The sequence below is a fragment of the Alcanivorax sp. genome, from assembly GCF_017794965.1.
Lineage (GTDB): Bacteria > Pseudomonadota > Gammaproteobacteria > Pseudomonadales > Alcanivoracaceae > Alcanivorax.
Genome location: NZ_CP051240.1, coordinates 2,067,892 through 2,094,066, shown reverse-complemented (window position 1 = coordinate 2,094,066; position 26,175 = coordinate 2,067,892). Strand labels below are relative to the sequence as shown.

Sequence of the window (26,175 nt, the reverse complement as noted above, 5' to 3'; positions counted from 1 at the left end):
GTCATTCCTGAAAGGTTGAGGGGCAGGGCGCTTACAGAGCGCCGCGGGGCAACTGCATGGTGACACAATGCAGGCTGCCGTGTTGTTCGATCAAGACCCGGCAATTGACCGGGGTAACGGTGCGTCCGCCGGCCACGGCACTCAGGGCGTCGATAGCCGCCTGGTCGGTTTCGCAGCCATACACCGGGAGCAGGATCTTCTCATTGGTGATGAGAAAGTTCGCATAGGTGGCGGGGAGGCGCTGGCCTTCGCGGCTATATTGCGGGGTGGGCAGGGGCAGCGGGACCAGAGTCAGATGGTGGTGGTGGGCCAGTGACTGCAATTCCTGCTCCATGCGGTGCAGGGAAGGGTAGTGACTGTCCTCCGTATCCTGACACTGCACATAGGCAAGGGTGCGCGCATCCACGAACCGGGCGAGGGTGTCCACATGGGCGTCGGTGTCATCACCTTCCAGTTCACCGTGATCCAGCCACCAGATGTCTTTCACCCCCAGCTGCTGTTTGAGCTGAGCGGTCAGCTCGTCTTCGCTGAGGGCGGGATTACGGTTTGGGTTACGCAGACAATGGCGTGTTGTCAGCAGGTTGCCCTGGCCATCGGTATCCACGGCCCCGCCTTCCAGCACCAGTGAATGGGAATGAAGTGGCAGTGACCATGTCAGTTGCTGGTTCAGGGCGTTGTCCCTGTCGGCCTCGAACTTGCCGCCCCAGCCGGTGAAGGTGTAGTCGAGCAGTTCCGTGGCGCCATCGTTCTCGATGGCCAGTGGGCCAAAATCCCGTGCCCAGGTGTCGTTGTAGTCGGCGATCACCAGCTGCAGCCGCTCCGCGCCAAGGCCCCGTTGGGCAACCAGCCGTTGAATACGGTTATGCAGGGTGTCATTCCGACAGACCAGCAGGACGTGCTGGTGGTCGAGCAGGGCAGCCAGGATGTCCAGGTAACAACGCTCTGCCTCGGCGAGATGATCCGCCCAATCGGTGTCAGGGTCTGGCCAGGCAAGTAGCACCCCCCACTGGGGGTGCCATTCGGGAAGAAATCGGCGCATGGGAGGAGGGTTCCGGTAACGGGCTTACATGCGCGCGAGTGTGCTACTGACGGGCGCCCCAGTCAATATAGAAACCGCCGTCATCGCCGCTGCTGTCTGCAGCGTCATCCACGGCTTCTGCGGTACTCTCCGCTGCCGCTTCAGCGCTGTCACGGGCTTTCTCTGCAGCTTCTTCGGTGGTTGCTTGCGCTTTCTCAGTTTCTGCCTTTACCTTCTCAGCTTCCGCTTTGGCATCGGCTTTTGCCTTGTCCGCGGCGGCTTCCGCTGCGGAGGCCTGTTCTGCTTCCTCTTTGGCCTGGGCGATGGCCGCGTCAGCCTGAGCCTTGGCCGCCGCTTCTTCCGGTGTTTCTTCCCCGGCGATAATGATGCGTCCGGTGATCGGGTCGAAACGGAACTCGGCATCTGAAGCTGGAGCAGACTCGGGTTCTGCAGGGGCGGACGGTGCCGGCTCGGGGGCAGATTTACTGGCTGCCTGAGGCGCAGGTTCCGGCTGCGGTGCCGGGGTGGGCTCAGGCGCCGCCGCGGGCTCAGGGGTTGCTGCAGGTGCCGCAGTGGCGGTGGCCTTGGTGGCGGGGGCGTCCGTTTCCTCTTCAGGCGTCGGGGCGTCCACTGTGTCAGTCTCAGCCACTGGTTCAGCCGGGGAGTCTTGCTCTGCGGCAGGTGCCGCGGCCTCTTCCGGGGCCGCCTCGGCGTCGCCAGCGGGAACAAAGCGGCCACTCACCGGATCGAAGGCCATCTCGCCTTGGTTAGCGGGGGTGGTGGGGGCAGTCTCTGCCGACGGCGGGGCAGTGGCTTCAGGCGCTGATTCCACTTCCTCGATTTCAGGCAGGGCCTGGGGCCCGGATACAACCTCAGGTGCTTGCGGCGCCGGGCGATCCACCACGGTATGCAGGGTGACACCATTTTCGAAGTAGACGCTGAAGCCATCATAGTTCCAGCGCGTTATCGCGGGGGAGCCAACCGGCCCCCTGGTGGACATGGGCGTGCCAAACTGGCTGCGCACCTGGGATTCGGACTGTCCCCGTTGGGGCACCTCTGCGGACAGGGCAGCAGCGGGCATCACCAGCGCTGCACAGGCCAGCAGCGGCATTATTCTCGTTTTCATTCTTTCCCCCGGCGATAGGTATTTTCTTTCGATATTAGAAAGTTAGGCTCACTTATTCAACCATTTTGCCAGCACAGGAACGCAGACCCGGTTCACAAAGACGCCTGCGCCGGCGATTCCTTCTCCCGGGGCCTGATTGCGGGCGTGGTATTTGTGCCGGGATTCGGGTTAAATGCGCTCCATGTTCAAACCTCTCTCCTTATATATCGGCCTGCGCTACACCGGCGCTCGAGCCCGAAACAGCTTTATCTCGGTGATCACACTGATTTCTGCCCTTGGCTTGATGCTGGGGGTGGCGGTGCTGATCACGGTATTGTCCGTGATGAACGGCTTTGACCGGGAATTGCAGACCCGGATTCTGGGTATGGTGACCCACCTTTCTGTGCACGGTCGCGAGCCGGTTGAGGACTGGCATGTCCTGGCCGAGCGGCTGGATCACCATTCGGAAATCGAAGCCGTATCTCCCTTTGTTCAGCTCGAAGGCATGCTCACCCACAGCGGTGAAGTGGCTGGCGCCCTGATTCATGGCATCGAGCCTGAGGCGGAACGCAAGGTGTCCATCGTGGGGGATTACATGGAACGGGGTTCTCTGGAATCTCTGCAGCCCGGTGAGTTCGGCATGGTGATCGGTTACGGTCTGGCCCGCCGGTTGGGGCTGAATCTTGGTGACAAGGTCACCCTGGTCCTGCCGGAGGCCACCATTTCCCCTGCAGGCGTGATGCCCCGTTTCAAGCGCTTTACGGTTTCAGGCATTTTCCGTGTGCGGGCCGAGGTGGATTCCCTGTATGCCTACGTGAACGTGGAAGACGCCGCCAAGTTGGCCCGGGAAGCGGGCACCGTGCAGGGATTGCGTCTCAAGCTTGAGGACCTGTTTGCCGCACCCACCCTGGGCTGGCGCTTGCAGCGGGAGCTCGGGCCGGGGTATTACACCAGTGACTGGACCCGCTCCCACGGCAATCTTTTCCAGGCCATCAAGATGGAAAAGACCATGATGACGCTGTTGCTCAGCTTCATCGTGGCGGTGGCCGCCTTCAACATCATTTCCAGCCAGGTCATGCTGGTGACGGAAAAGCGCGGCAATATTGCGGTGCTGCGAACCCTGGGGGCCTCTCCGGGGGCGATCATGCGGATCTTCATGGTGCAGGGCACGCTGATTGGCGTGGTGGGTACCTTGCTGGGGACGCTGCTCGGGGTGCTGCTGGCGTCCAATGTGAGCAACCTGGCCGAGTGGATCGAGCGTACCTTCAATACCCGCCTGTTCGATGCCTATTTTGTGAATTACTTGCCTTCGGAGCTGCAGTGGGGAGATGTGTTCACCATTGTGTCCATCGCCCTGTTCATCAGCTTCGCGGCCACCCTCTATCCTTCCTGGCGTGCCAGCCGGGTGCAACCTGCGGAGGCCCTGCGTTATGAGTAATGCCGTCGAGCCGGTGCTGCAGGCATCGCATTTGGTGAAGTGTTATGACGAGGGCCCCACGGAGCTGGAAGTGTTGCGTGGTGTGGATCTCACCGTGGAGAAGGGGGACATTCTGGCGATCATCGGTGCATCTGGTTCCGGCAAGTCCACCCTGCTGAACCTGTTGGGCGGGTTGGACACGGCTACCCGTGGCAAGGTCACCATTGCCGGCAATGATCTCAGTAGCCTGAATGAACGCGGCACGGGCCGGTTACGCAACCGTTATCTGGGCTTCGTGTACCAGTTTCATCATCTGCTGCCGGAATTTACTGCGCTGGAAAACGTGGCTATGCCGTTGTTGATTCGCGGTGACAAGCCGGCAGTATGCCGGGAAAGGGCCTCAGCCATGCTGGAGAAAGTGGGGTTGGGGCATCGCCTCAGCCACAAGCCCTCGGCGTTGAGTGGCGGTGAGCGCCAGCGCGTGGCCATCGCCCGGGCTCTGGTCACGGAACCGGCACTGGTGATGGCCGACGAGCCCACCGGCAATCTGGATGAGCGTACGGCTGAGCAAGTGCAGGCGTTGATGTTGGATCTGAATCAGTCGCTGGATACGGCGTTCATGATCGTGACCCACGACCGGGAATTTGCGGGGCGCTGTCCACAGCAGTACGAATTGCACGACGGCTTGCTGAATCCTCTCTGAGCCAGGATTCAGCGACGCTCCGGGTCGCTTTCCTGGTGGACGGGTTGTGGTTGCTCGTCTACCTTTTTCACTCTTTCCTTTTCCGCCTTTTTGGCTTCGCGGCGTTGCATCCGTTCGCGATTTCTCGCGCGCAGGTTCCAGCTGCGCACCACGGCAAGCCGCCAGGCTATCTTCACCGTGATGTAGGCCGCACCGCCACACACCAGTGCAATCAGGGTGGATCCCAGCCAAAGCGGTATCAGTTGCTCCACGAACCAGGCCACGGTAATGGCCTCACCGCTGTGTGGAGGCATGCCCAGCAGCCAGGCGCCAATGCGGTAATTGAAATAAAAAATCGGGACGTAAGTGACCGGATTGGAAATCCATACCAGCATCACCGAAAGTGGCAGGTTGCAGTGAAAACGGACCGCCAGCAGCGCTGCCAGCCCCATCTGCAGGGGGATGGGCAGCAGGCCGGCAAAGATCCCGATAAAGGCAGCACCCGCCAGGGAGCGGCGGTTGATATGCCACAGGTTGGGATCAGAGAGTACCTCGCCCAGAAAGCTCAACGACTTGTGTTCACGAAGCCGTTCCGGTTTGGGCAGGTATTTACGAAAAATCCGTTTCGGCATGAATTCGCATCTGCTGGCCGTCACTGTCGGGTGATGGCATTCCGGTTTTAGATCAAGACTGTCAGGTCGTGTCTGTAAAGACTATCAGACCCGGGTTGTATTGCCGTGATGATCAACGGTGTTGTAGCGAATGGCTGGCAAAAACCGGGGTTAATGGCTTACCCGTCGGTTGCCCGCGGCTGGCTATTATGCCGACTCGAATCGAAAAGGCATACACCTGTTGCGGGATTCGTTTCCGGGAGTGGCGATGCAACGTTGGGCAATAGCGTTGGCCTTGGTGGCCGGCTGCTGGTCGGGGGCGCTCTGGCCGGTGGCGGTTTGCCTGTTGCTGGCGCTGTTGTTATCCCGTGGACGCCCGGTGTGGTGGTGGCTGCCGGTGGCCTGTCTGTATGGTGTCTGGCAGCTGCAGTCCGGCGTGCAACAACGTCTTCCTTCCACACTGGAGGGGCGCACACTCACTTTCACCGCCAGCGTGGTATCCATTCCCGAGAACCGGCGCCGTTTCCGTTTTGGTCAGTGGCAGCAGGAGCAGCATTTCACCGTGCTTGTCGAGGAGCATCCGCTCTGGCCAGGGCAGCATCGTATCCGCGTCAGCAGTTATGATCCTGACCAACAGGTGCGCGCCGGAGAACGGTTGCAGATCACCTTGAAACTGAAAGCAGGGCGCGGGATATACAATGCCACCGGGCTGGACCTGGCCCGTCATGACCTTGCCGCAGGGCTGGCGGCACGGGCGACCCTGAAATCCAGTGTCCGGCTTCAGGCGGGCGATGGGCTGGTGGCGTGGCGTGAACGGCTATCCCGTTCGTTGGCGGACGCGGTATCCACCTCGCCCTCGGCCCGGGCCGTGCTGCCGGCGCTGGTGGTGGGTGACCGCGCAGCACTGGACGGGCCCTTGCTGGCCGGGTTTCAGACCACCGGGGCAGCCCACCTGCTGGCGATTTCCGGTTTGCATGTGGCCATTGTGGCGGGGGCCATTTGGTGGTTGGGCCGGTTATTTCTGGCGCCGCTTTGCCAGAAGGTATGGCCGGCCAGCCGACGACTGACCCAGCAACAGCTGGCCTGGGGGCCTGCGTTGCTGGTGGCTCTGGGTTACAGTGCCCTGGCCGGCTTTAGCCTGCCGACCCAGAGAGCGGTGATCATGTTGTCGGTGGTGGCACTGGCTTCTGTCATGCGCTATCAGGCCAGTCTCTGGTCCAGCCTGGGCTGGGCGTTACTGGTGGTGTTGGTGGTGCAGCCCTTGTCCGCGCTTTCGGAAAGCCTGTGGTTGTCTTTTGCGGCTGTGGCGGTCATTGCCCTGTTGATGATGGGACATGGCGGCCGGCGGTTGATGCTGCTGCTGCCGCTGCTGATGACCTTGCTGTCAGCGGCACTGTTTGGGCAATGGTCGCTGCTGTCCCCGCTGGCTAACCTGTTGTTGATTCCGCTGTACTCCCTGTTAATCATCCCGCTCACCCTGTTTGGCGCTGTTACTGGCTTGCGCGGGGTGCTGGAGGCGTCCGGCACCGCTGTGGAGTTGTCCGTGGTGATCATGGAGTGGCTTTCACGGTTTTCCGCGCCGGCAGCCGCGGCCCTGCCGCTGCCTTCCCTGCTGAGTGGGTTGTGCCTGATGGCCGGGGCCTTCCTGCTGTTCTTGCCGGCGATTCCGTTTCCCCGGTTATTGCTGCCGATATGGTTATTGCCCTGGCTGACCCAGTCGTTACCGCCCCTTGTGCATGGGCAATGGGAGTTGACCGCGTTTGATGTGGGGCAGGGGTTGGCGGTGGCCGTGCGTACCCGCGACCATCTGCTGCTTTACGATACCGGTGCCTCCTGGCCGGGGGGCAGCATGGCGCAATCGGTGATCAGGCCCTGGCTAAGGCGGTACCGGTTAAGCCCGGATCGCCTGATCATCAGTCATGGCGATAATGATCATGCCGGTGGCAGCCAGGACTTTCCTGATGACGTGTTGCGTCTCAGTGGCGAGCCGGAACGGGTGCCGGGCAGTCAGCCTTGTATAGCCGGACAGCAATGGCAATGGGATGGCGTGCGCTTCTCCGTGCTCTGGCCACCCCGGCCCGCGCCGGACGGTAATGACGCCAGTTGTGTGTTGCTGGTGGAGGGGAATGGCTGGCGAGTGCTGTTACCGGGCGATATCGGGCGGGAAGTGGAATACCGTCTGCTTGGGCAGTGGCCCCGGGCTCAGCTGCTGGTATTGGCGCATCATGGCAGCAAGTCCAGTACCTCGGCGGCCCTGTTGCGGGAAGTGCAACCCGGCTGGGCGCTGGCCAGTGCTGGATACCGGCACTATTTTGGCCACCCCCACGCCGATGTGGTGGAGCGTTTGGTCAGGTCCGGAGTCACAGTTCTGCGTACAGACCGGGACGGCATGATTGTGTTTCGCGGGTACGGCCACGATAATGATCCGCTTATAACAAAATGGCGTCAGCAGCATGCACGGCCCTGGCAACGACCGGCCGGCTGGCGTTTCTGGTAACCCGACTGTGCCCGATTGGGCAACGTAGTGATCAAGGGGAGAGACAAGGTGCAGGATCTTTTGCAGTCCGGGGGCTGGATGATGCTCCCGATCCTGATCTGTTCAGTAGTGGCACTGGCCATTGTGGTAGAGCGTTTCTGGACATTGCGTCCCAGCAAGCTGGCGCCGGAAGATACGGTGCCGCAGGTACAGACCCTGCTGAAACGAGGGCTGTTGAATGACGCCAATCTGATCAAGTTACGTGACAGCTCACCGCTGGGACGTATTCTGGCCACGGGGCTGTCCAATGCCAAACATGGTCGCGAGATCATGAAGGAGAGCATTCAGGAGTCGGCCACCGGGGTGATTCATGAACTGGAAAAATTTCTCAGCACGCTGGGTTCCATTGCAGCCATCACCCCCTTGCTGGGGTTGCTGGGCACAGTGGTCGGGATGATTGATGTGTTTGCGGCCATCATGATCCACGGCACCGGTGATGCGGCCCAACTGGCGGGGGGGATTTCCCAGGCCCTGCTGACCACGGCGGCGGGTTTGGTGGTGGCGATTCCTGCGATCTTCTTTCACCGGTTCTTCGTTCGCCGGGTGGAAGAAATTACCGTGGAGCTGGAGCAGAGCGCTGTCCACGTGGTGGATCTGGTGCACGGTGATCGTGAAGCCGAACCGGGAGAGCAGGCGTGAAATTCCCGCGGCCCAGTCAGGAAGAAATCAGCGTCAATCTGACGCCGCTGATCGATGTGGTGTTTCTGCTGCTGATCTTTTTCATGGTCTCGACCACCTTTGATGACAAGACACAACTGTCCATTACCCTGCCGGAAGCGGATGGCACTGCGCTGGCACAGTCCGCTGAGCAAGTCACCGTGACGGTGACTTCCACCGGGGACTACCTGGTGAACGGTGAGAAGCTGGCGGCCACGGACAGCAAGACACTGCGCACTGCGTTGATGGCATTGGGGCAGGACAAGGCAGACATGCCTTTGCAAATCTATGCGGATGCCAATGTGGCTTACCAGTCCGTGGTCCGTGTCTATGACGTGGCGGGGCAGCTGGGTTTTGTTAAGCTGTCGCTCACCACCCGCGAATCCCCCGATGAGGCACAATGAGTCAATCCTCTGATGACGTATGGCCGACCTATAAACGGTTGTTGTCCTACGTTCGCCCTTACTGGTTCATGCTGGTTATCAGTGTGCTTGGCTATGCGCTCTATGCCGCCACCCAGGCGGGTGGCGCCCAGCTGGCAGGCTATCTGGGCGATACCATCGTCAACCCCACGGATTTCCGGGTCATGGTGGTGGCGATTGCCCCCCTGGTACTGGTGATCTTCCAGGGGCTTGGCCAGTTCATGGGCAGTTACAGCATGAACTGGGTGGCCCAGCAGCTGGTGTATGTGCTGCGTAACGATGTGTTTGGGCATGTGCTCAAGCTGCCGCAGTCCGAATACCACCGCAACGCCTCCGGGCGAATCATGTCGAAGATTATCTTTGATGCGCAGCAGGTCACCAGTGCCGGTACCGATGCGATCATCGTGATTGTGCGTGAGGGCCTGACGGTCATCGGCTTGTTTGCTTTTCTGCTCTGGCAGAACTGGAAGCTGACACTGATTCTGGTGGCGGTGGCACCCCTGATAGCCCTGGTGGTGAATATCACCAGCAAGCGTTTTCGCAAGATCAGCCGGCGTATCCAGTCGTCCATGTCCAATATCACCCATTTTCTCGGTGAGGCCATTGAAGGCAGTGGCGAGGTCAAGATCTTTGGTGGCCAGGATCAGGAAGCGTCGCGGTTCCATACCGTCAGCCGCAGCTTTGCCAAGCAGAACGTAAAGCTCAATGCCAGCAAGATCGCCAGTACCGTGATCGTGCAGCTGTTCGTGGCGGTAGGGATTGGTGCCATTACCTATCTGTATATCCACCTGATGGGCGAGAATCTGACCGTGGGTGGTTTCCTGTCCTATATTGCCGCTGCCGGCATGATTCAAAAGCCGCTCAAACAGCTCACCGATGTGAACGTGAAGGTGCAGCGCGGGGTGACGGGGGCGTCCAGTCTGTTTGATTTGCTCGATACCCCTGAAGAAGTGGATCTGGGCAGTTATGTCCCGGCGCAGAAGGTTCGTGGGGATGTGGAGTTTGATGGCGTCACCTTCGGCTACGAGCCGGAATCGCCGGTGCTGCGCAACCTGTCTTTCTCGATTAAGGCGGGGGAGACAGTGGCACTGGTGGGCCGATCCGGCGCTGGCAAGAGTACCATCAGCGCCATGCTGCCGCGTTTCTTCGATCCCGATCACGGTCGCATCCTGCTGGATGGAGTGCCCCTGTCTGAGTACAGCCTGACAGAACTGCGCCATCAGATCGCTATGGTCAGCCAGCGGGTGGTGCTGTTCAACGACACCGTACGAAACAATATTGCCTATGGTGAGCTGCGCACTGCGGATGATGCTGCCATTGAAAAGGCTGCCCGCGATGCTCACGCCTGGCGGTTCATCGAACAACTGGAGCATGGGCTGGATACCCGTCTCGGGCAGGATGGTGTGCAACTGTCCGGTGGCCAGCGCCAACGCATTGCCATTGCCCGGGCCTTGCTCAAGGATTCCCCGTTGTTGATCCTGGATGAAGCCACCAGCGCCCTGGATACCGAGTCCGAGCATCACATTCAACAGGCCCTGGAGCGGGTCATGACCGGGCGAACCACGCTGGTGATTGCCCACCGTCTGTCCACCATCGAAAAGGCTGATCGTATCATCGTGCTGGACCAGGGACAGTTGATGGAGCAGGGCACCCATGACGAGTTACTGGCTCGTAACGGCATCTACACACAGCTTTACCGGATGGACTTCGCCGAAGACTAACCGCTGGTGATGAGGCAAGCAGGGAAGAGCACCAATGAGTAAGGTAAGCGATTGGGTACAGGAAGGCTGGTACAAGGGCAGCGTCTGGCTCAAGCCTCTGCGGCCGCTTTCCCTGCTGGTGTCTTTCGAGGCACGGCGCCGACTGCAGCACTTCCAGAAGCGTCGCCAGGTACCGCCGGTACCGGTGCTGGTGGTGGGCAACATTACCGTGGGCGGTACCGGCAAGACTCCGTTGGTGATAGCCCTGGTGCATGCCGCGCAGCAGCGGGGGCTGAACGTGGTTGTGGTTTCCCGTGGCTATGGTGGCAAGGCGGACCAATACCCGGTAATTGTCCAGGCCGATAGCGCCGCCCTGGAAGTGGGCGATGAGCCGGTGCTGATTGCCCGCCGCACCGGGGTGCCGGTGGTGCTTGACCCGGATCGCCGCAATGCCCTGGATGAAGCCATCAACCGTTTCAATCCGGATCTGGTCATCAGTGACGATGGCCTGCAGCACTATGCCCTGCCTCGAAGCGCGGAAATCGTGGTGGTGGATGGACAGCGCGGCCTGGGGAATGGCCGCTGCCTGCCGGAAGGGCCGCTACGCGAACCGGCTACCCGACTGAAGGATGTGGATTTTGTGGTCAGCACGGGGGGAGGCTGGAGCGGCGCCCATCCCATGATCATGCGCCCAGGTGAGATTGAGAATCTGGCCGATGGCCAGAGCCTGGATGTGCGTGCCTTTCTGGCCGCACATCCCCATGTGCATGCGATCGCCGGTATCGGCAATCCCCGTCGCTATTTCAATCTGCTGAATATCGTCGGGCTGAATATTCAGCCCCACATCTTTCCTGATCATCATGCCTACCAGCCTTCTGATCTGGCTTTTTCTGATGGGCTGCCGGTGTTGATGACAGAGAAAGACGCGGTGAAATGTGCCGCGTTTGCGGAGCCGCACTGGTGGTTCCTGCCGGTGGAGGCCGAATTGCCGGAAGGGCTGCTGGATCAGATGCTGGATCGGGCGTTGGGGAAACATGGGAAGGAGAGTTGAAAGTTTAAAGTTCAAAGTTGAAAAGCGCGGGAAGGGCGGTGACTCCGGATTGGCCTTGCCCGCGTACTAGCCAGCGCGAGAAACCCATGCGCTCAGATTAACTCGAGACCACCTTCGTGTTTCAACTTTGAATTTTAAACTTTCAACTAGCTCCTGATTGTCATTACTGCATGTTGCGTGTTGCGTGCAGCATGAAGCGTTTCATTTAACGAGGTTTTCATGAGTTTTTATGTGGTGGTGCCGGCGCGGTATGCGTCTACACGGCTTCCCGGTAAACCGCTGGCTGATCTGGCTGGCAAACCCATGGTGGCGCGGGTGGCGGAACGTTGTCAGGTCAGTGACGCCGACAAGGTCTATGTGGCCACTGACGACCAGCGTATTGCCGATGCCCTGGGCGGGCAGGTCCCCGTGGTGATGACCCGGGATGATCACCCCTCAGGAACCGATCGTCTGCAGGAGGTTGCTGCCCAGTTGGGATTGGCAGACGACGACATTATCGTCAATGTGCAGGGCGATGAACCGCTGATCCCTGCTGCGGTGATCAATCAGGTGGCGGAGAACCTGGCCGCCAATCCGGATTGCCAGATGGCTACCCTGTGTGAGCCCATCGAGCACAGTGATGACCTGTTCAACCCCAATGTGGTCAAGGCTGTGTTCGATACCCGTGGCAAGGCACTGTATTTTTCCCGCGCACCGATCCCCTGGCACCGTGATGCCTTTGCTGACGGGGGCCGTGATTTGGCGGCAGGCGAGTGGTGGCGGCATATTGGCATCTATGCCTACCGGGTGGCTTTTCTGCATCGCTATGTGACCTGGGCGCCGGCGGTACTGGAAAAACTGGAATCTTTGGAGCAGTTGCGCGCCATGGCCAATGGCGAGTCCATACATATTGCGCCGTCTTGTGAGCCGGTGCCGGGAGGCATCGATACGCCGGATGATCTGCAACGGGTGCAGGCCTTGTTGGCTGCACAGGAAAAGGGGTGAGGGATGACCTTATCGGTTCTGTTTGTGTGTCTCGGTAATATCTGCCGTTCGCCGACCGCAGAAGTGGTGTTCCGCGACCGGGTCCGGGCGGCGGGCCTGGAGGAGCATATTGTCATCGACAGCGCGGGCACTGGCGACTGGCATATTGGACGAGCGCCAGACCCTCGTACCCAGGAGGCCGCAGCAAGCCGTGGCTATGACATGAGTGGTCTGCGGGCACGGCAAGTGGGCGTGGCAGATTTCGATAAATTTGATGTGCTGCTGGCCATGGATGATGCCAACCTGGCGGACCTGCAGGCAATGCAGCCGGCCGGCTCCAATGTGGTCCTGAAGCGATTCCTGGACTATGCCCCGCAATCCGGCATCCGCGAGGTACCTGACCCCTATTACGGTGGAGAAGACGGTTTTGCCCGGGTTCTGAATTTGGTGGAAGAGGGGGCTGAAGGCCTGCTCGAGGCCTTGCGGGAGCGCCTGTGACCGCTTTGCTGGAACACAATGCTGACCTGTCTTCTCTGAATACTCTGGGTTTGCCGGCGCGGGCGGCCTGCCTGGCGCGTCCGCAGACCCTGGACGCCCTGGAACAGGTACTGGCAGAGCGTGATCCAAATGCCCCGGTCCATGTGATTGGCGAGGGTAGCAACCTGGTGATCCAGGGTGATTTACCCGGTTTGACCATTGCCCTTGGCATCGATGGCATGGCAAAGGTAAAGCAGGATGAGCAGTCTGTTTGGGTGGCGGCCGGGGCCGGTGTGCACTGGGACGACCTGGTGGCATGGACGGTGGAGCAGGGCTGGCAGGGGCTGGAAAACCTGTCACTGATCCCCGGCACCGTCGGCGCGGCGCCGTACCAGAACATCGGGGCCTACGGTGTGGAGCTGGCGCAGGTGCTGGAGCAGGTGACGGTGATGGACATCGCCACCGGCACGGTGAGCCACTTTCCTGCCGAGCAATGTGAGTTCGCCTATCGGGACAGCCGTTTCAAGGGGCGGGACAAGGGCCGTTATATCATTACCGGTATCGAGCTGCGTCTGAATCGTCAGGCGCGCTGCAATATCAGCTATGGGCCACTGGCCCAGCATTTTGCCGACAAGCCTGCCCAGGCGGTGACCGCGGCGGCGGTGCGCGAGCAGGTGATTGCTATCCGCCAGAGCAAGCTGCCGGATCCGGCGGTGCTGGCCAATGCCGGCAGCTTTTTCAAGAATCCGGTGGTGTCTGCTGAAAAGGCGGATGCGCTCAAAGCGGCATTTCCACAGCTGGTGGCTTACCCCCAGGAAAGCGGGACCAAGCTGGCGGCTGGCTGGCTGATCGAGGCGGCAGGCTGGAAAGGCAAGCGTCTTGGGCCGGTGGCTATGCACAGCGAGCAGGCACTGGTGCTGGTCAATCACGGGGGGGCGATCCCTGAGGATGTGATGGCGCTGGCGGCGGCGGTGAAACGGGATGTCTGGCAGCGTTTTGGGGTAGAGCTGGAGCAGGAACCGGTTGTGCTACCCTGAACAGAATGGGAGCATCGACATGTTCCCAAGAAGAGGCATGCCATGAGCGAGCGCGACCGGGTCTTTCAGGTTTCCAGCAATCGGGGTGCTGGCCGCCACCGGGTTCGTTACGTGGAGGGTTCTGCACCCGCTGCCGGGGAGTGCCGTCTTTGTGTTGGCAGCCTGGCGGATTATCCCGAAATTCTCTTCTCACGATTACCTTATGACCGTGATCCACGGCCGCTGCTGATGCAGCATAGAGGCTACTCTTTTTAACCGCGCCTGAAACTCGAGCTTCGCTTGGTGACCCCTTTCCTGGCTACCCCGGCAAATCTACGAAGTCGCTCTACGAACGTAGCGCAGCGAATAACTTGTCCGCAAGCGATCCTCGCCTGGGCGGGGAAACGAGTTTCGAGTCACGAGAAGCGAGTTTCGAAAGGCAGAACAGAAGCGTGGAACGTCGTTTGGGTTTTGAGGTTCGATACGCGTTTCTGGAATCCTTACCTCGCTTGGGCTCGGATCGCCTGCAGGCAGGCTCCTACAGCGGGGGATAGCGAGTGTTGTACTGATGCAAAAAGGCCCGCCCGGGTTACCGGGCGGGCCTTTTTACGTCAGGCGTGCTGCAATGTTGCGTGATGCAGCCGCAGGGCGGCCTAGCTGTCTGAGGATACATCCTCGGATGGCTGGGCGTTCTGCTCGGCGGCCTTGGCGGCGGCCTCGGCCTGTTGCTGACGACGGCGCGCACGCGGGTCGTTGGAGGCACGACCTTGCTCGGCCGCAGCCGGTTGCGCCTCAGCGGCAACCGGTTTCACTTCCGTGGCCCGGCTGGGCAGGGCGTCCGCTTGCGGGGCCGGCTTGGGCTTCTCGAACCTGGCACGCTGCGCATGTTGCTGCGGCTTGTAGTTCGGCGAGCGCGGGTCGTTGCTGGCTCGTACCGGCTCGGCGGCTTGCGCCGGCTCAGCAGGCTTTTCTTCGGCCTTGACCGGTTCCGGTTTGGCGGCGGGCTCGGCAGGCTTGGCGTCTGCTGTCGGCGCCGCTGGCGTTACCGGCTTCGCTTCTGCAGGCTTCTCTTCAGCCTTGGCCGCTTCCGGCTGGGCTTTGGGTGCTGCATCGGCTTTGGTTTCAGGCTTCGCCTCAGTTTCTTGCTGGGACGCAGGCTTGTCTGCCTTGGGCGCGGCCTGCTCTGTCTGCTCGGCCGCAGGCTGCGCCGCGGCAGGCTTGCTTTCCGGCTGGGCAGGAGCGGCCTCGGCCTGTTCAGCGCTCTTTGGCTGGGCGCTTGCTTGTGCCTGCGGTTTGGCTTCAGCTGCTGGAGCGTTGGTCGGCTTTTCCGCGGCCTTTGGCTGGGCCTGGGCCGGTTTCTGCTCGGCGGTGGCCTTGCCCGGTTCCTGTTCCGGTACCAGTTTGGCAGGCGGGTGGCTTTCTGCACCCTGCATCTGGTGATTGTCTTCTACCGGTGCCGGGGCAGCCTTGGGCTTCTCGGCTTGAGGCTTGTCCTGGCTGGCAGCAGGCTGCTGAGCGGCGGGCTGCTCCTTCTGGTCCTTGCCTTGCTGCTTGTTGGGGCGCTTGCGCTCACGCAGCGGGCGGTCGTCCTTGGCATCGGTACGACGGGGCGCCTTGGGGCCCTTGTCGTTGTTGCTGCCTTTGTTGTCGCCATCAGACTTGTCGGCCTTGTTGTCAGGCTTCTTGTCCTGCGGCTTGTTGCGGTTGCGATTGTTACGGTTGTCGCGATTGTCGTTGTTGTCACCGCCCTTGCCACCGTCCTGCTTGTTGCGACGGTTGTCATTGCGGCCACGACGCTGCTCATTGCCGCTGTCATCGCGTTTGTCGTTGCGCTTGTTGTCGGACTGGCGATTATCCTTGCGGTTATCGTCCTTGTCCTGCTGCTTGCGGTTGCGGGTGTTGCGGTTGTCCCTGTCACCACTCTTGTTGTTGCGGCCGCCGTCCTGCTTGTTGCGGTTGTCGTTACGACCACCACGGTTGTCAGTGCGGTTACGGTTGTTGCCGCCACGGTTGTTGCGGTTGTTCTGCTGGCCCTTGTTGCCTTTCTGCTGCGGCTTGGCCTTCTTCTCCGGCTTGGGCTCGGCGGTGAAGACCTGTGCCAGCCAGGTGAAGAAGCGTGCCAGCAGGCCCAGGTTCTGTGCCGTTGCCGGGGTGGCGGCTGCCGGAGCTGCGGGCTTGGGCGGCGGTGGGGCGGTGTCGGGCGACATCAGCTTGACCGCCGGCTCCTGGGGCTTCACGCCGGGCTCCTGACTGTTGGGGGCTTCGCCTTCAGCGGCCCCTTCTGTCAGGTCCATTTCGTGACTCAGCTGGGTGACCACCTGATCGTCACGGATGCGCTCCACTTCGAAGTGAGGCGTTTCCAGATTCGGGTTGGGGATGATCACCACGCGCACCTTGTGGTTCTGCTCAATAGCGCGCAGCGGTTCACGCTTCTCATTGAGCAGGTAGGTGCCCACGGCTACCGGTACCTGGGCCTGAATCTCGCCGGTCCGCTCCTTCATCACCTCTTCTTCGATGAGGCGCAGAATGCTCAGGGCCAGGGATTTCACATCACGGATGTGGCCCTGACCGTCACAGCGGGGGCAGACGATACTGGAGGTTTCCCCCAGGCTCGGGCGCAGGCGCTGACGGGACAATTCCAGCAGGCCGAAACGGGAAATGCGACCCAGCTGGATGCGCGCACGGTCGGCCTCCAGGGCGTCGCGCATGCGGTTTTCCACCTCGCGCTGGTTGCGCGCCGGCCCCATATCGATGAAATCCACCACGATCAGACCGCCGATATCACGCAGGCGCAGCTGGCGGGCGATCTCTTCCGCCGCTTCCAGGTTGGTCTGCAGGGCGGTTTCCTCGATGTCGGCACCCTTGGTGGCCCGGGAGGAGTTGATGTCGATGGAAACCAGGGCTTCGGTGGGGTCGATGACGATGGAGCCACCGGAGGGCAGCTTCACTTCACGCTCGAAGGCGGTCTCGATCTGGGATTCGATCTGGAACCGTGAGAACAGCGGGGTTTCATCGCTGTACAACTTGATCTTGTTCTGGAAGTCCTGCATTACCTGCTGGACAAAGCCCTGAGCCTCCGCAAATACTTTTTCGGAATCGATCAGTACTTCGCCGATATCCTTGCGCAGGTAGTCGCGGATGGCGCGGATGATGACATTGGATTCCTGGTAGATAAGGAATGGCGCCTTGCGTTGCTGGGCGGCTTCGTCAATGGAACTCCACTGCTTGAGCAGGAAGTCCAGATCCCATTGCAGCTCTTCCGCGCTGCGGCCGAGACCGGCAGTGCGCACGATCACACCCATCTCATCGGGAACCGACAGGGCGCTCATGGCTTCTTTCAGCTGGGCCCGTTCTTCGCCCTCGATACGGCGGGAGATACCGCCGGCACGGGGGTTGTTGGGCATCAGCACCAGATAGCGACCGGCCAAGCTGATGAAGGTGGTCAGGGCGGCGCCCTTGTTACCGCGCTCTTCCTTGGAGACCTGGATAATGACTTCCTGGCCTTCCTTGATCACTTCCTTGATGTTGATCCGACCCTGAATGTCTTTCGGGTCTTTCTGGAAGTACTGACGGGAAATTTCTTTCAGGGGCAGAAAGCCGTGGCGCTCAGCGCCGAAGTCCACGAAGGCGGCTTCCAGGGAGGGTTCTACGCGGGTGATCTTGCCCTTGTAGATGTTGGATTTTTTCTGAATGCGCGTTCTGTGTTCGATATCCAGATCGTAAAGACGCTGGCCATCGACCAGTGCCACCCGAACCTCTTCAGGGTGAGTGGCGTTGATAAGCATACGTTTCATGGTGCTACCACACGTTAGTGGTGACACTGGGCAGGGCCGGGGTACAACCGGTAGCAGACCAGGGGGAGGGCTGCAGGCCTGTCACGGCCAGGGCGCACGCGGTGCGTGGGTTTTCGCTTTCCTGGGTGATGCAGTGCCTGAGTCAGCGTCTCTCCGAGTTGTTTGCAATGTTTAGTGCGTAATCGGGCTGGCAATGTGGCCAGCAAGTAATACTTCACGCGATTGCTGTGGCGTTCGGGAGACCATGTTTGCTCCGGGGCTTCACAACAATATGTAAACTCTTGTCTGTCTGCTTTCCAGGTCATTCGACCGGCGCTGCAGGCCACCATTGTTAATGTTCAGGGTCCATCATTGGACGCTGTTTAAATGGGTTTCTCTGCAGCGTTAGTGCCTGGCTCTTGCCCTTGTGGGGAGAGGGCAGGCGGGTAACGCTTACTGTCAGACCTTGATGAGGCTGGGCCCATGAGTTACTCGGCTGTGCCGGAGTGGGCCACACGGCGAATGTTCGCTGCGCGTCGCCGTTGCCTTACTTCTGGTCGACGCTTGACTATAGCAATAAAAGGTTAGAGGGATCAATTAGTTGTGGCAGTGAACAGTTAACAGTGAATAGTGAACAGTGCGCGGGCCTGTCAGGTGGGTACAGCGGCGCTGTGCCCGCGTAGTCAGTCTTCAGGGTTATTAATTGTCTGGATTTTATATCTTTTAGCTATTAACTGTTCACTGTTAACTATTCACTGTCTGACGCTTTCTATAGAATCGCGCCATGCCAAATGATGCTCCCGCCGCGAACCGTGTCAGCTTTGTGACCATTGATGAAGGTCGACACGGCCAACGCCTTGATAACTTTCTGTTTACCCACCTGAAAGGGGTGCCCAAATCGCGTATCTACCGGATTATCCGTTCCGGCGAAGTGCGGGTGAACAAGGGGCGTGCCAAGCAGACCACCCGTCTGGCTACCGGCGATGTGGTGCGTATTCCGCCCATTCGAACCAGTGAGTCGGATGCGCCACCGAAGGTCAGTGACGGGCTCACTGAGCGGCTGTCCCGCGCCTGTGTCTATGAGGATGACAAGTTGTTCATCTTCAACAAGCCGTCCGGACTGGCGGTCCATGGTGGCAGTGGGGTGTCCCTGGGGTTGATCGAAGCCTTGCGGGTGATCTACCCGGAGGAGCGGGAGCTGGAGCTGGTGCATCGCCTGGACCGGGATACCAGTGGATTGATAATGGTGGCCCGTCGCCGGGCCTTCCTGCGTAAATTGCAGCGTCTGATGCAGGGCGGCAAGGTGGAAAAGCGCTACTGGCTGATCTGTCAGGGCTTCAAGGGCAGCGAACGCACCCTGGAAGCACCATTGCTGAAGATGCAGAACGGCAATGAACGGATTGTGCGCGTTTCACGGGAGGGCAAACCCTCGGTAACCCATTTCCGCATGATCGAGCGTCTTGAGGATGCCCAGTTGGTGGAAGCCTTACTGGAAACCGGGCGTACGCACCAGATCAGGGTCCACGGCCAGTTTGGAGGCTTCCCCTTGCTCGGGGATGACAAGTACGGCACGGCAAAAGGGGCGGCATTGCTGGACAGGATTGGCCACCGCCGATTGTGCCTGCATGCCCGAAGTCTCACGTTTCCCCATCCGGACAGTGGCAAGACGGTGTCAGTGACTGCGCCAGTGGATGAGGACTTTGATGCCATTCTCGCGGCATTGCGCAAAAAGAAGGCGCAGTAATGCCTGATGTCCGATGCCTGACATCAAGCAAATCCACTTTTGCTGGCAATCGCCGGCGCCATTCACCCTGCAGTTATCTGGAAGCTCACGATGACCCTGAAATATGACCTGGTGATTTTCGACTGGGATGGCACGGTGATGGATTCCACGGGTCGCATTGTCAGCTGCATGCATCTGGCCGCCGAAGATCTGGCGCTGCCCTCACTTCCTGATCAGACGGTGCGTGACATTATCGGTTTGGGGTTGCCTGAAGCGATTGCGACCCTATATCCGGTATTGAATGCGGCGGATATCGAACGCATGCGTGACCGCTATGCCTTTCACTTTGTCGAGGCAGAAAGCACCCCCAGTGCCCTTTATCCTGGGGCGGAGGATGTGCTCACCCTGTTGCGCGAACAGGAACTGAAGCTGGCTGTTGCTACCGGTAAAAGCCGCAAGGGGCTGCAGCGGGTATGGGGGAATACCGGATTGGATCGCTATTTCCATTCCTCCCGTTGTGCGGATGAGAGTCGCTCCAAGCCCGAGCCACATATGGTGCTGGAGTTACTGGAGGAAATGGCGGTGCCGGCCGAGCGGGCGATCGTGGTAGGGGATACCACCTTTGATCTGGAGATGGCGCGCAATGCCGGGGTGGACAGAGTGGCTGTCAGCTACGGGGCCCATCCGGTGGAGCGGCTGCTGCCTTGTGAACCCTTGGCGGTGATTGATAAATTGAACGACTTGCTACCGTTATTGGCAGCGGATGATTTGGTCATGGAGAAACCGTAGATGGAAAACCAGAGTCCCGCACAGCGCCCTGCGAGCGATAAAGAGTGGAAGCTGATCGAGAAGTTGCTGGGCCAGGCCCAGGATGAGCACCGCAAGTCCCGCCGATGGGGCATCTTTTTCAAGATACTCACCTTTGTCTATCTGTTTGCCCTGCTCAGCATGATGATGGCGGGAGGGCGCTCGTCTTCCAGCCTGGCCGTGGCCGAGGATCATGTGGCGGTGGTCGAGGTGAATGGGGTGATCGCTCCTGACCAGGATGCCAGCGCGGACCTGATCGTCACTGGCCTGACCCGTGCCTTCGAGGCTGAAAACAGCAAGGCGGTGCTGCTGAAGATCAATAGCCCGGGCGGTTCACCGGTACAATCCAACCAAGTGTATAACGCCATCACGCGGTTGCGTAACGAATACCCGGACAAGAAAGTGTATGCGGCCATTACCGATGTGGGCGCATCAGGGGCCTATTATATTGCCTCCGCCGCTGACGAGATCTATGCGGATCCGGCCAGTATTGTGGGGTCTATCGGGGTGATCATGGCCAGTTTCGGCCTTGAAGAAGCAGCCGACAAACTGGGCGTGGAGCGCCGGGTGCTCACCGCCGGGGACAACAAGTCCATCATGGATCCGTTCTCACCCATCCGCCCCTCGGATCGCCGGCACATGGAGACCATGCTTAACGAAATTCACCAGCAGTTCATCACCGCGGTGCGTAACGGGCGTGGTGACCGCCTCAAGGAGGAGGAGAACCCGGATGTCTTCTCCGGCCTGTTCTGGACCGGCGAGCGAGCCGCCACCATGGGGCTGGTTGATGGCCTGAAGAGCCCCGGGGATGTGGCCCGGGATGTGGCAGGTATTGATGAGCTGGTGAATTACAGTGCCAGCCGCTCGCCGATGGAAGAATTCCTGCGTAACTTCGGTGTTTCCATCGGTGAGGGCATTGCCAGTCAGATCGGACTTGAAGGCGCGGTGCCGAGTATTCGGTGAAGCAGCTGCGAGCTATGAGCTTTCAGCTACGAGGAAAAGCAAAAACCCGGGGCACCGGGTTTTTGCTTTTAAGGATCCCGCTTTAGTCTGGTCGCATCACCATTCTGAAAGCTCACGGCTCACGGCTCACGGCTCACGGCTATAGCGGCAGCTGAACCCCCTCCGCCGCCAGAAACTCGGTGAGCACAATCAACGGCAGGCCGATCAGGCTGTTGGGGTCGCGGCCTTCCAGGGCCTTGAACAGGACAATGCCCAATCCCTCGGACTTGAAACTGCCGGCACAGTTGAGTGGCTGTTCCAGATCTACGTAACGCTTGATCTGTTGCTGTTTCAGGGTGCGAAACTGGACATTGAAGGGCTCGCAGGCCACCTGGGTGCGGCCAGTGGTGGTGTTGAGCAGACACAGACCGGTGAGGAAGGTGACTCGCTGGCCGCTGGCAGCGCTCAGCTGTTCGATGGCTTTCTCCCGGGTGCCGGGCTTGCCGAGTACCTGGTCTCCCAGCACCGCTACCTGGTCGGAGCCGATGATCAGGGTGTCGGGATGTTGCTCTGCCAGGGCGGCGGCTTTTTGTTGCGCCAGGCGCATCACCAGATTGGTTGGCGTTTCCCCCTCATGGCGGGCTTCATCAATGTCCGGGCTCTGGTGGCTGAACTCAAGGTGCAGCTTGCCCAGCAGTTCACGGCGGAACGGTGAGGACGAGGCGAGTAACAGGGCGGGGGTAGCGGTCATGATTCTGTCTCCGGTCTGAGCGGGCAGAGTGTAGAGATTTTCGCTTGCCGGAAGAAGGTTTTCAGGGGTGGAATTGGGGTAAAATGCCACTCGCCGGGCAAAAAACACCCAGGAATCCTGAAGAGTTTTTGCTGTTTTGGAAAAAGTCTTTATTCCTCAAATGGTTAGCCGCTTACATTAACTTTGACAGAAGGGCGTCTCAGCCCTAGAATTGCGCGCTTATGTTTTCAGGGCAACTGCCACAGTTCCTCGACCCCCGCAAATACGCGGATCAGGGTCGCGTCGTTGAAGGCCAGCTCACTGTCCGCGACCTGCCACGCCTGCAGGAATACAAGGACAGTCTGGACCAGCCGGTAGTCATATCGCTGGTGTTCGGCCGTGACGAAGAGGGGCATCGGCGTATTGAGGGCGAGGTCAGCACGACACTGGTGCTGCCATGTCAGCGCTGCCTGGAGCCGGTGACTTATGACGTCAGAGCCACGATTGATGTGGCGCTTGTCTGGAATGAGGATCAGGCAAAGGCGCTGCCGGAGCGACTGGACCCCTGGCTGATTGATGATGAACCCATGGTTCTCACCGATTTGCTCGAAGAGGAATTGTTGCTGGCAATGCCATTGGTGGCACTGCATGACCCTTGCCCGACAGCTTTACCGCATGACAGCGGTGAACCTGAGAAACAGGAAAACGCGGATAATCCTTTTGCCGTGCTGGCCCAGTTAAAGGGTCAAGGCAAGTAAATTCAGGCTGATTTAACGCCCGAGGAGCTCGAAATGGCTGTTCAACAGAACCGTAAAACCCGTTCCAAGCGCGGCATGCGCCGTTCCCACGATGCGCTGACTTCTTCCGCGCTGACTGAAGATACCAACACAGGTGAAGTGCATCGTCGTCACCACATTTCTCCGGACGGCATGTACCGTGGCCGTCAGGTGATTCGTCAGGTTGAGACTGACGACGAAGAGTAAGATCTTCAAGCAAACGGGAGCTCAGGCTCCCGTTTTGTTTTGGCCAGTATGGCCTCAGAAATCCTCCTCCGGGAGGATTTTTTGTAAGCGGATACAAGGGAACCTGTACCGCGTTGCATTTTTTGTCAGAATGTCGGCCTCGATAATCGCATATAAAGGAAGCAGCCCATGTCGGTTGTGACGTTGGCGGTTGATGCCATGGGGGGAGACCACGGTCTGTCGGTTACCGTGCCTGCCGTGGCGAAGATGCTTTCCCGCCATGATCATCTCAACATCATTCTTGTCGGCCAGCCTGAGCCGCTGGCGGAGGCCCTGAGTAAACAGGGTCTCAAGGATCACGCCAGAATTACCGTGCAGCCCGCTTCTGAGGTGGTTGCGATGGATGACCCGGTTGCTGTCGCCATGCGCCAGAAGAAGGATTCGTCCATGCGGGTGGCGGTCAATCAGGTGAAAGAGGGCAAGGCGCAGGCAGCGGTCAGCGCCGGTAATACCGGTGCCCTGATGGCGGTAAGTCGTTTTGTTCTCAAGACGCTCCCGGGGGTGGACCGCCCCGCTATCTGTACCGCCATTCCCACTGCCACCGGCCATTGCCACATGCTCGATCTGGGCGCCAATGTGGATTCCGAGCCCGCGCACCTGTTGCAGTTCGCCCTGATGGGGCAGGCGCTGGTGAGAGCTGTGGATGGTGAGCGCCACCCCCGTGTTGCCTTGCTCAACATCGGCGAGGAAGACATCAAGGGCAACGAGCAGATCAAGGAAGCCGCATCCCTGCTGCGCCAGGCGCCTGACATGAACTACGTAGGGTTCGTGGAAGGCAATGGTATTTTTGCCGGTGAAGCGGATGTGGTGGTCTGTGACGGCTTCGTAGGCAATGTGTCGCTGAAGACCATGGAAGGTGTGGCCAAGATGATTGGCAACATGATCCGTGAAGAAATTGGCGCCTCCTGGCTTCGCAAACTCAGTGGCCTGATGGCGCTGCCGGTGTTGGCCGGCTTGAAGAAACGCATGGATCCGGACCGCTATAACGGCGCCAGTCTGGTGGGCCTCAAGGGTGTAGTGGTGAAGAGTCACGGGGGGACCAGTGTGGAAGGCTTTATCAGTGCACTGGAAGTGGCCGAGCTGGAAGCGCGCCGGAATGTGCCCGACCTGATTCGGGATGCGTTGGCCCCGGCAGACGCGAGCGACGCTACCCGGGCCTGATGCGGCAATACTTTGTTGCAGCCTTGCCCGGACAGCGGATTGCAAAACGGGCATACTGCGGCGCTTGAAAAGAGGATTAGAGATGTCCAAAACCGCCTTTATTTTTCCCGGCCAGGGGTCCCAGTCACTGGGAATGCTGGCTGACTTTGCTGACCGCCCAGCGGTGAAGCAGACTTTTCAGGAAGCGTCTGGTGCGCTGGATCTGGACCTCTGGGCAATGTGTCAGGACGGTCCGCAGGAATTGATGAACCAGACAGAAAACACCCAGCCTTTGTTGCTGACTGCCGGCGTGGCGTTGTGGCGACTGTGGGAGCAGAGCGGAGGCCCGCGCCCGCATTTTCTGGCCGGTCACAGTCTTGGCGAGTACACCGCACTGAGTTGTGCTGGTGTGATCAATCTGGGTGATGCGGTGCGTCTGGTTCGCACCCGTGGCCAGCTGATGCAGCAGGCAGTGGCCGAAGGCGAAGGCAAGATGGCGGCGGTACTGGGCCTGGACGACGACCAGGTGCGAGCCGCCTGTGACAAGGCGGCAGAGGGTGCGGTGGTCGAAGCCGTGAACTTCAATGCCCCTGGGCAGGTGGTAATTGCCGGTGCCGCAGAGGCGGTAGAGCGTGCCATTGCGGCCTGTAAGGAGGCGGGGGCCAAGCGTGCCATGCCGCTGCCGGTGAGCGTGCCGTCTCACTGCGCATTGATGAAGCCCGCCGCCGAGCAGCTGGCGGAAACCCTTAATGCCACCAATTTCCACGCGGCTGAAATGCCGGTCCTCAACAATGTGGATGTGGTGGCAGAGACCGCCCCGGAAAAGATTCGGGATGCGCTGGTGCGCCAGCTTTATTCCCCGGTGCGCTGGGTGGAAACCATTCAGGCGCTGGGCGCTGAGGGTGTCAGTACTGTCTATGAATGCGGTCCCGGCAAGGTGCTGAGTGGACTGATCAAACGGATTGATCGCGAGATAGCAGCCAACCCGCTGGAAAGCGGCGATGCGTTCGACAAGGCGCTGGGGCTGTAACGCTTCTGTCAGGAGAAAACAGGATGTCAGACAAGAAAGTGGCATTGGTTACTGGTGCCAGCCGCGGCATTGGCCGGGCCATTGCCAATAAACTGATCGAGGATGGCTTTTTTGTGGTGGGAACTGCCACCTCCGAAAACGGCGCAGCCGCCATCGGTGAAGCTCTGGGCGCCAATGGCGCGGGCAAGGTGCTCAACGTGACGGACAAGGAATCCGTGACGGAAACCCTGAAAAGCATCGCCGATGAGCACGGCGCGCCGCTGGTGCTGGTGAATAACGCCGGCATTACCCGCGACAACATCATGCTGCGTATGAAGGATGATGAGTGGGAAGATGTGATCAACACCAACCTCAATTCGCTCTACCGTGTCAGCAAGGGCTGCCTGAAAGGCATGACCAAGGCGCGCTGGGGCAGGATTATCAATATCAGTTCCGTGGTAGGCACCATGGGCAATGCGGGGCAAGCCAACTATGCGGCTGCCAAGGGCGGGGTGGAAGGCTTTACCCGTGCCCTGGCCCGTGAGCTGGGGTCGCGCAATATCACCGTGAATTCGGTGGCGCCGGGCTTTATCCAGACCGACATGACCGATGCGTTGCCCGACGCCCAGAAAGAATCTCTGCTGTCGGGTATTCCGTTGGGCCGTCTGGGCCAACCGGAAGAAATTGCCAGTGCTGTCGCCTGGCTTGCCAGCGACGGTGGCGGCTACGTTACCGGCACCACTTTGCACGTCAACGGTGGCATGTTTACCGGCTAGGCCCAAAAGTGGGCACGAGAGTGGCTCTCTGTGGGGCAGTATAAGGTGCTGTTTTTACAGAGAAAAATATTTGGAAAAACTTGAAGGAATCGCACCGGGTCAGTTCGCTTGCAAGCGCAAACGGCGTTCACCTAGAATAGCCGCTGACAGGTGCTAGCACACCATCAATCAGGAGAGTTATAGGATCATGAGCAGCATCGAAGAACGCGTACAAAAAATCATCGTGGAACAACTGGGTGTTAAGCCGGAAGACGTAAAATCTGAAGCGTCCTTCGTTGAAGATCTGGGTGCAGACTCCCTGGACACCGTTGAGCTGGTAATGGCGCTCGAGGAAGAATTCGAGACTGAGATTCCGGACGAAGAAGCTGAGAAGATCAGCACCGTTCAGTCCGCTGTAGACTACATCAAAGCCCACAGCTAATCCGTTAGCTGCTGAGCACCACAAAAGGGCCGCAGGTTCCTCGAACTTGCGGCTTTTTTGTGGCCGGTTTTCAGGTAGCCTTCACTCTGGGCTGATTGGCACAGATCATAATAGCCTCTTACATAATCGCGGCGTGATCACTGCAGCTTTGTAGTAATCTTGTCGCATTCCATAGAG

The 26,175-nt window shown here is 59.7% G+C and carries 25 protein-coding genes; 20 read left to right on the top strand and 5 right to left on the bottom strand.

Annotated features, from left to right (window positions below; all coding sequences use genetic code 11):
- Positions 1–31: 31 nt before the first annotated feature.
- A complete protein-coding gene (locus tag HF945_RS09305; RefSeq protein WP_290522337.1) occupies positions 32–1,039 on the bottom strand; it encodes an agmatine deiminase family protein in 1,008 nt (335 codons plus the stop codon).
- A 43-nt stretch (positions 1,040–1,082) separates the two neighbouring features.
- Positions 1,083–2,144, bottom strand: a complete 1,062-nt coding sequence (locus HF945_RS09300; RefSeq protein WP_290522336.1) for a hypothetical protein — start codon at positions 2,142–2,144, stop codon at positions 1,083–1,085.
- A gap of 181 nt (positions 2,145–2,325) precedes the next feature.
- Here HF945_RS09300 and HF945_RS09295 point away from each other — a divergent pair, with 181 nt between their 5' ends.
- Entirely contained in the window at positions 2,326–3,561 is a 1,236-nt protein-coding gene (locus tag HF945_RS09295; RefSeq protein ID WP_290522335.1) for a lipoprotein-releasing ABC transporter permease subunit, read from the top strand.
- Positions 3,554–4,243 carry a lipoprotein-releasing ABC transporter ATP-binding protein LolD gene (lolD, locus tag HF945_RS09290; protein ID WP_290522334.1) on the top strand — a complete coding sequence of 230 codons (690 nt, stop codon included), beginning with the start codon at positions 3,554–3,556 and terminating at the stop codon, positions 4,241–4,243. The genes HF945_RS09295 and lolD overlap by 8 nt, the downstream gene beginning before the upstream one ends.
- Before the next feature lie 8 nt (positions 4,244–4,251).
- Here lolD and HF945_RS09285 read toward each other — a convergent pair whose 3' ends face one another.
- Positions 4,252–4,854 carry a DUF2062 domain-containing protein gene (locus HF945_RS09285; protein ID WP_290522333.1) on the bottom strand — a complete coding sequence of 201 codons (603 nt, stop codon included), beginning with the start codon at positions 4,852–4,854 and terminating at the stop codon, positions 4,252–4,254.
- A 247-nt stretch (positions 4,855–5,101) separates the two neighbouring features.
- On the opposite strand from HF945_RS09285, the gene HF945_RS09280 reads away from it, so the two are divergent.
- The 9 genes from HF945_RS09280 (at position 5,102) to HF945_RS09240 (ending at position 13,931) form a co-directional block, all read left to right on the top strand.
- Entirely contained in the window at positions 5,102–7,330 is a 2,229-nt protein-coding gene (locus HF945_RS09280) for a DNA internalization-related competence protein ComEC/Rec2 (RefSeq protein ID WP_290522332.1), read from the top strand.
- A 48-nt stretch (positions 7,331–7,378) separates the two neighbouring features.
- Entirely contained in the window at positions 7,379–8,008 is a 630-nt protein-coding gene (locus HF945_RS09275) for a MotA/TolQ/ExbB proton channel family protein (protein WP_290522331.1), read from the top strand.
- Positions 8,005–8,430 (top strand): biopolymer transporter ExbD, encoded by a 426-nt coding sequence (locus HF945_RS09270; protein WP_290522330.1) that lies wholly within the window; start codon positions 8,005–8,007, stop codon positions 8,428–8,430. The genes HF945_RS09275 and HF945_RS09270 overlap by 4 nt, the downstream gene beginning before the upstream one ends.
- Positions 8,427–10,169: a lipid A export permease/ATP-binding protein MsbA gene (gene msbA / locus HF945_RS09265; protein WP_290522329.1), complete on the top strand. Its 1,743-nt coding sequence runs from the start codon at positions 8,427–8,429 to the stop codon at positions 10,167–10,169. Before HF945_RS09270 ends, msbA begins: the two co-directional genes overlap by 4 nt.
- A gap of 34 nt (positions 10,170–10,203) precedes the next feature.
- The gene (gene lpxK / locus HF945_RS09260) at positions 10,204–11,199 is read left to right on the top strand and encodes a tetraacyldisaccharide 4'-kinase (protein WP_290522328.1); all 996 of its coding nucleotides are present in this window, start codon (positions 10,204–10,206) and stop codon (positions 11,197–11,199) included.
- Positions 11,200–11,418: 219 nt separating this feature from the next.
- A complete protein-coding gene (gene kdsB, locus HF945_RS09255; RefSeq protein ID WP_290522327.1) occupies positions 11,419–12,183 on the top strand; it encodes a 3-deoxy-manno-octulosonate cytidylyltransferase in 765 nt (254 codons plus the stop codon).
- A 3-nt stretch (positions 12,184–12,186) separates the two neighbouring features.
- Positions 12,187–12,660: a low molecular weight protein-tyrosine-phosphatase gene (locus tag HF945_RS09250; RefSeq protein WP_290522326.1), complete on the top strand. Its 474-nt coding sequence runs from the start codon at positions 12,187–12,189 to the stop codon at positions 12,658–12,660.
- On the top strand, positions 12,657–13,676 hold the full coding sequence (gene murB, locus HF945_RS09245) for a UDP-N-acetylmuramate dehydrogenase (RefSeq protein ID WP_290522325.1): 1,020 nt from the start codon (positions 12,657–12,659) through the stop codon (positions 13,674–13,676). The genes HF945_RS09250 and murB overlap by 4 nt, the downstream gene beginning before the upstream one ends.
- Before the next feature lie 42 nt (positions 13,677–13,718).
- The gene (locus tag HF945_RS09240) at positions 13,719–13,931 is read left to right on the top strand and encodes a hypothetical protein (RefSeq protein ID WP_290522324.1); all 213 of its coding nucleotides are present in this window, start codon (positions 13,719–13,721) and stop codon (positions 13,929–13,931) included.
- Positions 13,932–14,308: 377 nt separating this feature from the next.
- Here HF945_RS09240 and rne read toward each other — a convergent pair whose 3' ends face one another.
- On the bottom strand, positions 14,309–17,449 hold the full coding sequence (rne, locus tag HF945_RS09235; RefSeq protein ID WP_290522323.1) for a ribonuclease E: 3,141 nt from the start codon (positions 17,447–17,449) through the stop codon (positions 14,309–14,311).
- 763 nt (positions 17,450–18,212) lie between these two features.
- Between rne and HF945_RS09230 the strand changes: the two genes are divergently transcribed.
- The 3 genes from HF945_RS09230 (at position 18,213) to sppA (ending at position 20,921) form a co-directional block, all read left to right on the top strand.
- The gene (locus HF945_RS09230) at positions 18,213–19,172 is read left to right on the top strand and encodes an RluA family pseudouridine synthase (RefSeq protein ID WP_290522322.1); all 960 of its coding nucleotides are present in this window, start codon (positions 18,213–18,215) and stop codon (positions 19,170–19,172) included.
- A gap of 90 nt (positions 19,173–19,262) precedes the next feature.
- Positions 19,263–19,940, top strand: a complete 678-nt coding sequence (locus tag HF945_RS09225) for an HAD-IA family hydrolase (RefSeq protein WP_290522321.1) — start codon at positions 19,263–19,265, stop codon at positions 19,938–19,940.
- The gene (sppA, locus tag HF945_RS09220; RefSeq protein ID WP_290522320.1) at positions 19,941–20,921 is read left to right on the top strand and encodes a signal peptide peptidase SppA; all 981 of its coding nucleotides are present in this window, start codon (positions 19,941–19,943) and stop codon (positions 20,919–20,921) included. It abuts the gene before it with no gap.
- 139 nt (positions 20,922–21,060) lie between these two features.
- Here the strand turns inward: sppA and HF945_RS09215 are convergent, their stop codons facing one another.
- Positions 21,061–21,651, bottom strand: coding sequence for a nucleoside triphosphate pyrophosphatase (locus HF945_RS09215; RefSeq protein ID WP_290522319.1), 591 nt, complete (start codon positions 21,649–21,651; stop codon positions 21,061–21,063).
- Positions 21,652–21,872: 221 nt separating this feature from the next.
- Between HF945_RS09215 and HF945_RS09210 the strand changes: the two genes are divergently transcribed.
- The 6 genes from HF945_RS09210 (at position 21,873) to acpP (ending at position 25,998) form a co-directional block, all read left to right on the top strand.
- Entirely contained in the window at positions 21,873–22,388 is a 516-nt protein-coding gene (locus tag HF945_RS09210; protein WP_290522318.1) for a YceD family protein, read from the top strand.
- A 33-nt stretch (positions 22,389–22,421) separates the two neighbouring features.
- Positions 22,422–22,613 (top strand): 50S ribosomal protein L32, encoded by a 192-nt coding sequence (rpmF, locus tag HF945_RS09205; protein ID WP_022984168.1) that lies wholly within the window; start codon positions 22,422–22,424, stop codon positions 22,611–22,613.
- A 168-nt stretch (positions 22,614–22,781) separates the two neighbouring features.
- A complete protein-coding gene (plsX, locus tag HF945_RS09200; protein WP_290522317.1) occupies positions 22,782–23,813 on the top strand; it encodes a phosphate acyltransferase PlsX in 1,032 nt (343 codons plus the stop codon).
- An 82-nt stretch (positions 23,814–23,895) separates the two neighbouring features.
- Positions 23,896–24,822, top strand: a complete 927-nt coding sequence (fabD, locus tag HF945_RS09195) for an ACP S-malonyltransferase (protein WP_290522316.1) — start codon at positions 23,896–23,898, stop codon at positions 24,820–24,822.
- 23 nt (positions 24,823–24,845) lie between these two features.
- Positions 24,846–25,577, top strand: coding sequence for a 3-oxoacyl-ACP reductase FabG (gene fabG, locus HF945_RS09190; protein WP_290522315.1), 732 nt, complete (start codon positions 24,846–24,848; stop codon positions 25,575–25,577).
- Between the two features lie 187 nt (positions 25,578–25,764).
- Positions 25,765–25,998: an acyl carrier protein gene (gene acpP, locus HF945_RS09185; RefSeq protein ID WP_035233967.1), complete on the top strand. Its 234-nt coding sequence runs from the start codon at positions 25,765–25,767 to the stop codon at positions 25,996–25,998.
- The last annotated feature ends 177 nt before the right edge of the window (positions 25,999–26,175 follow it).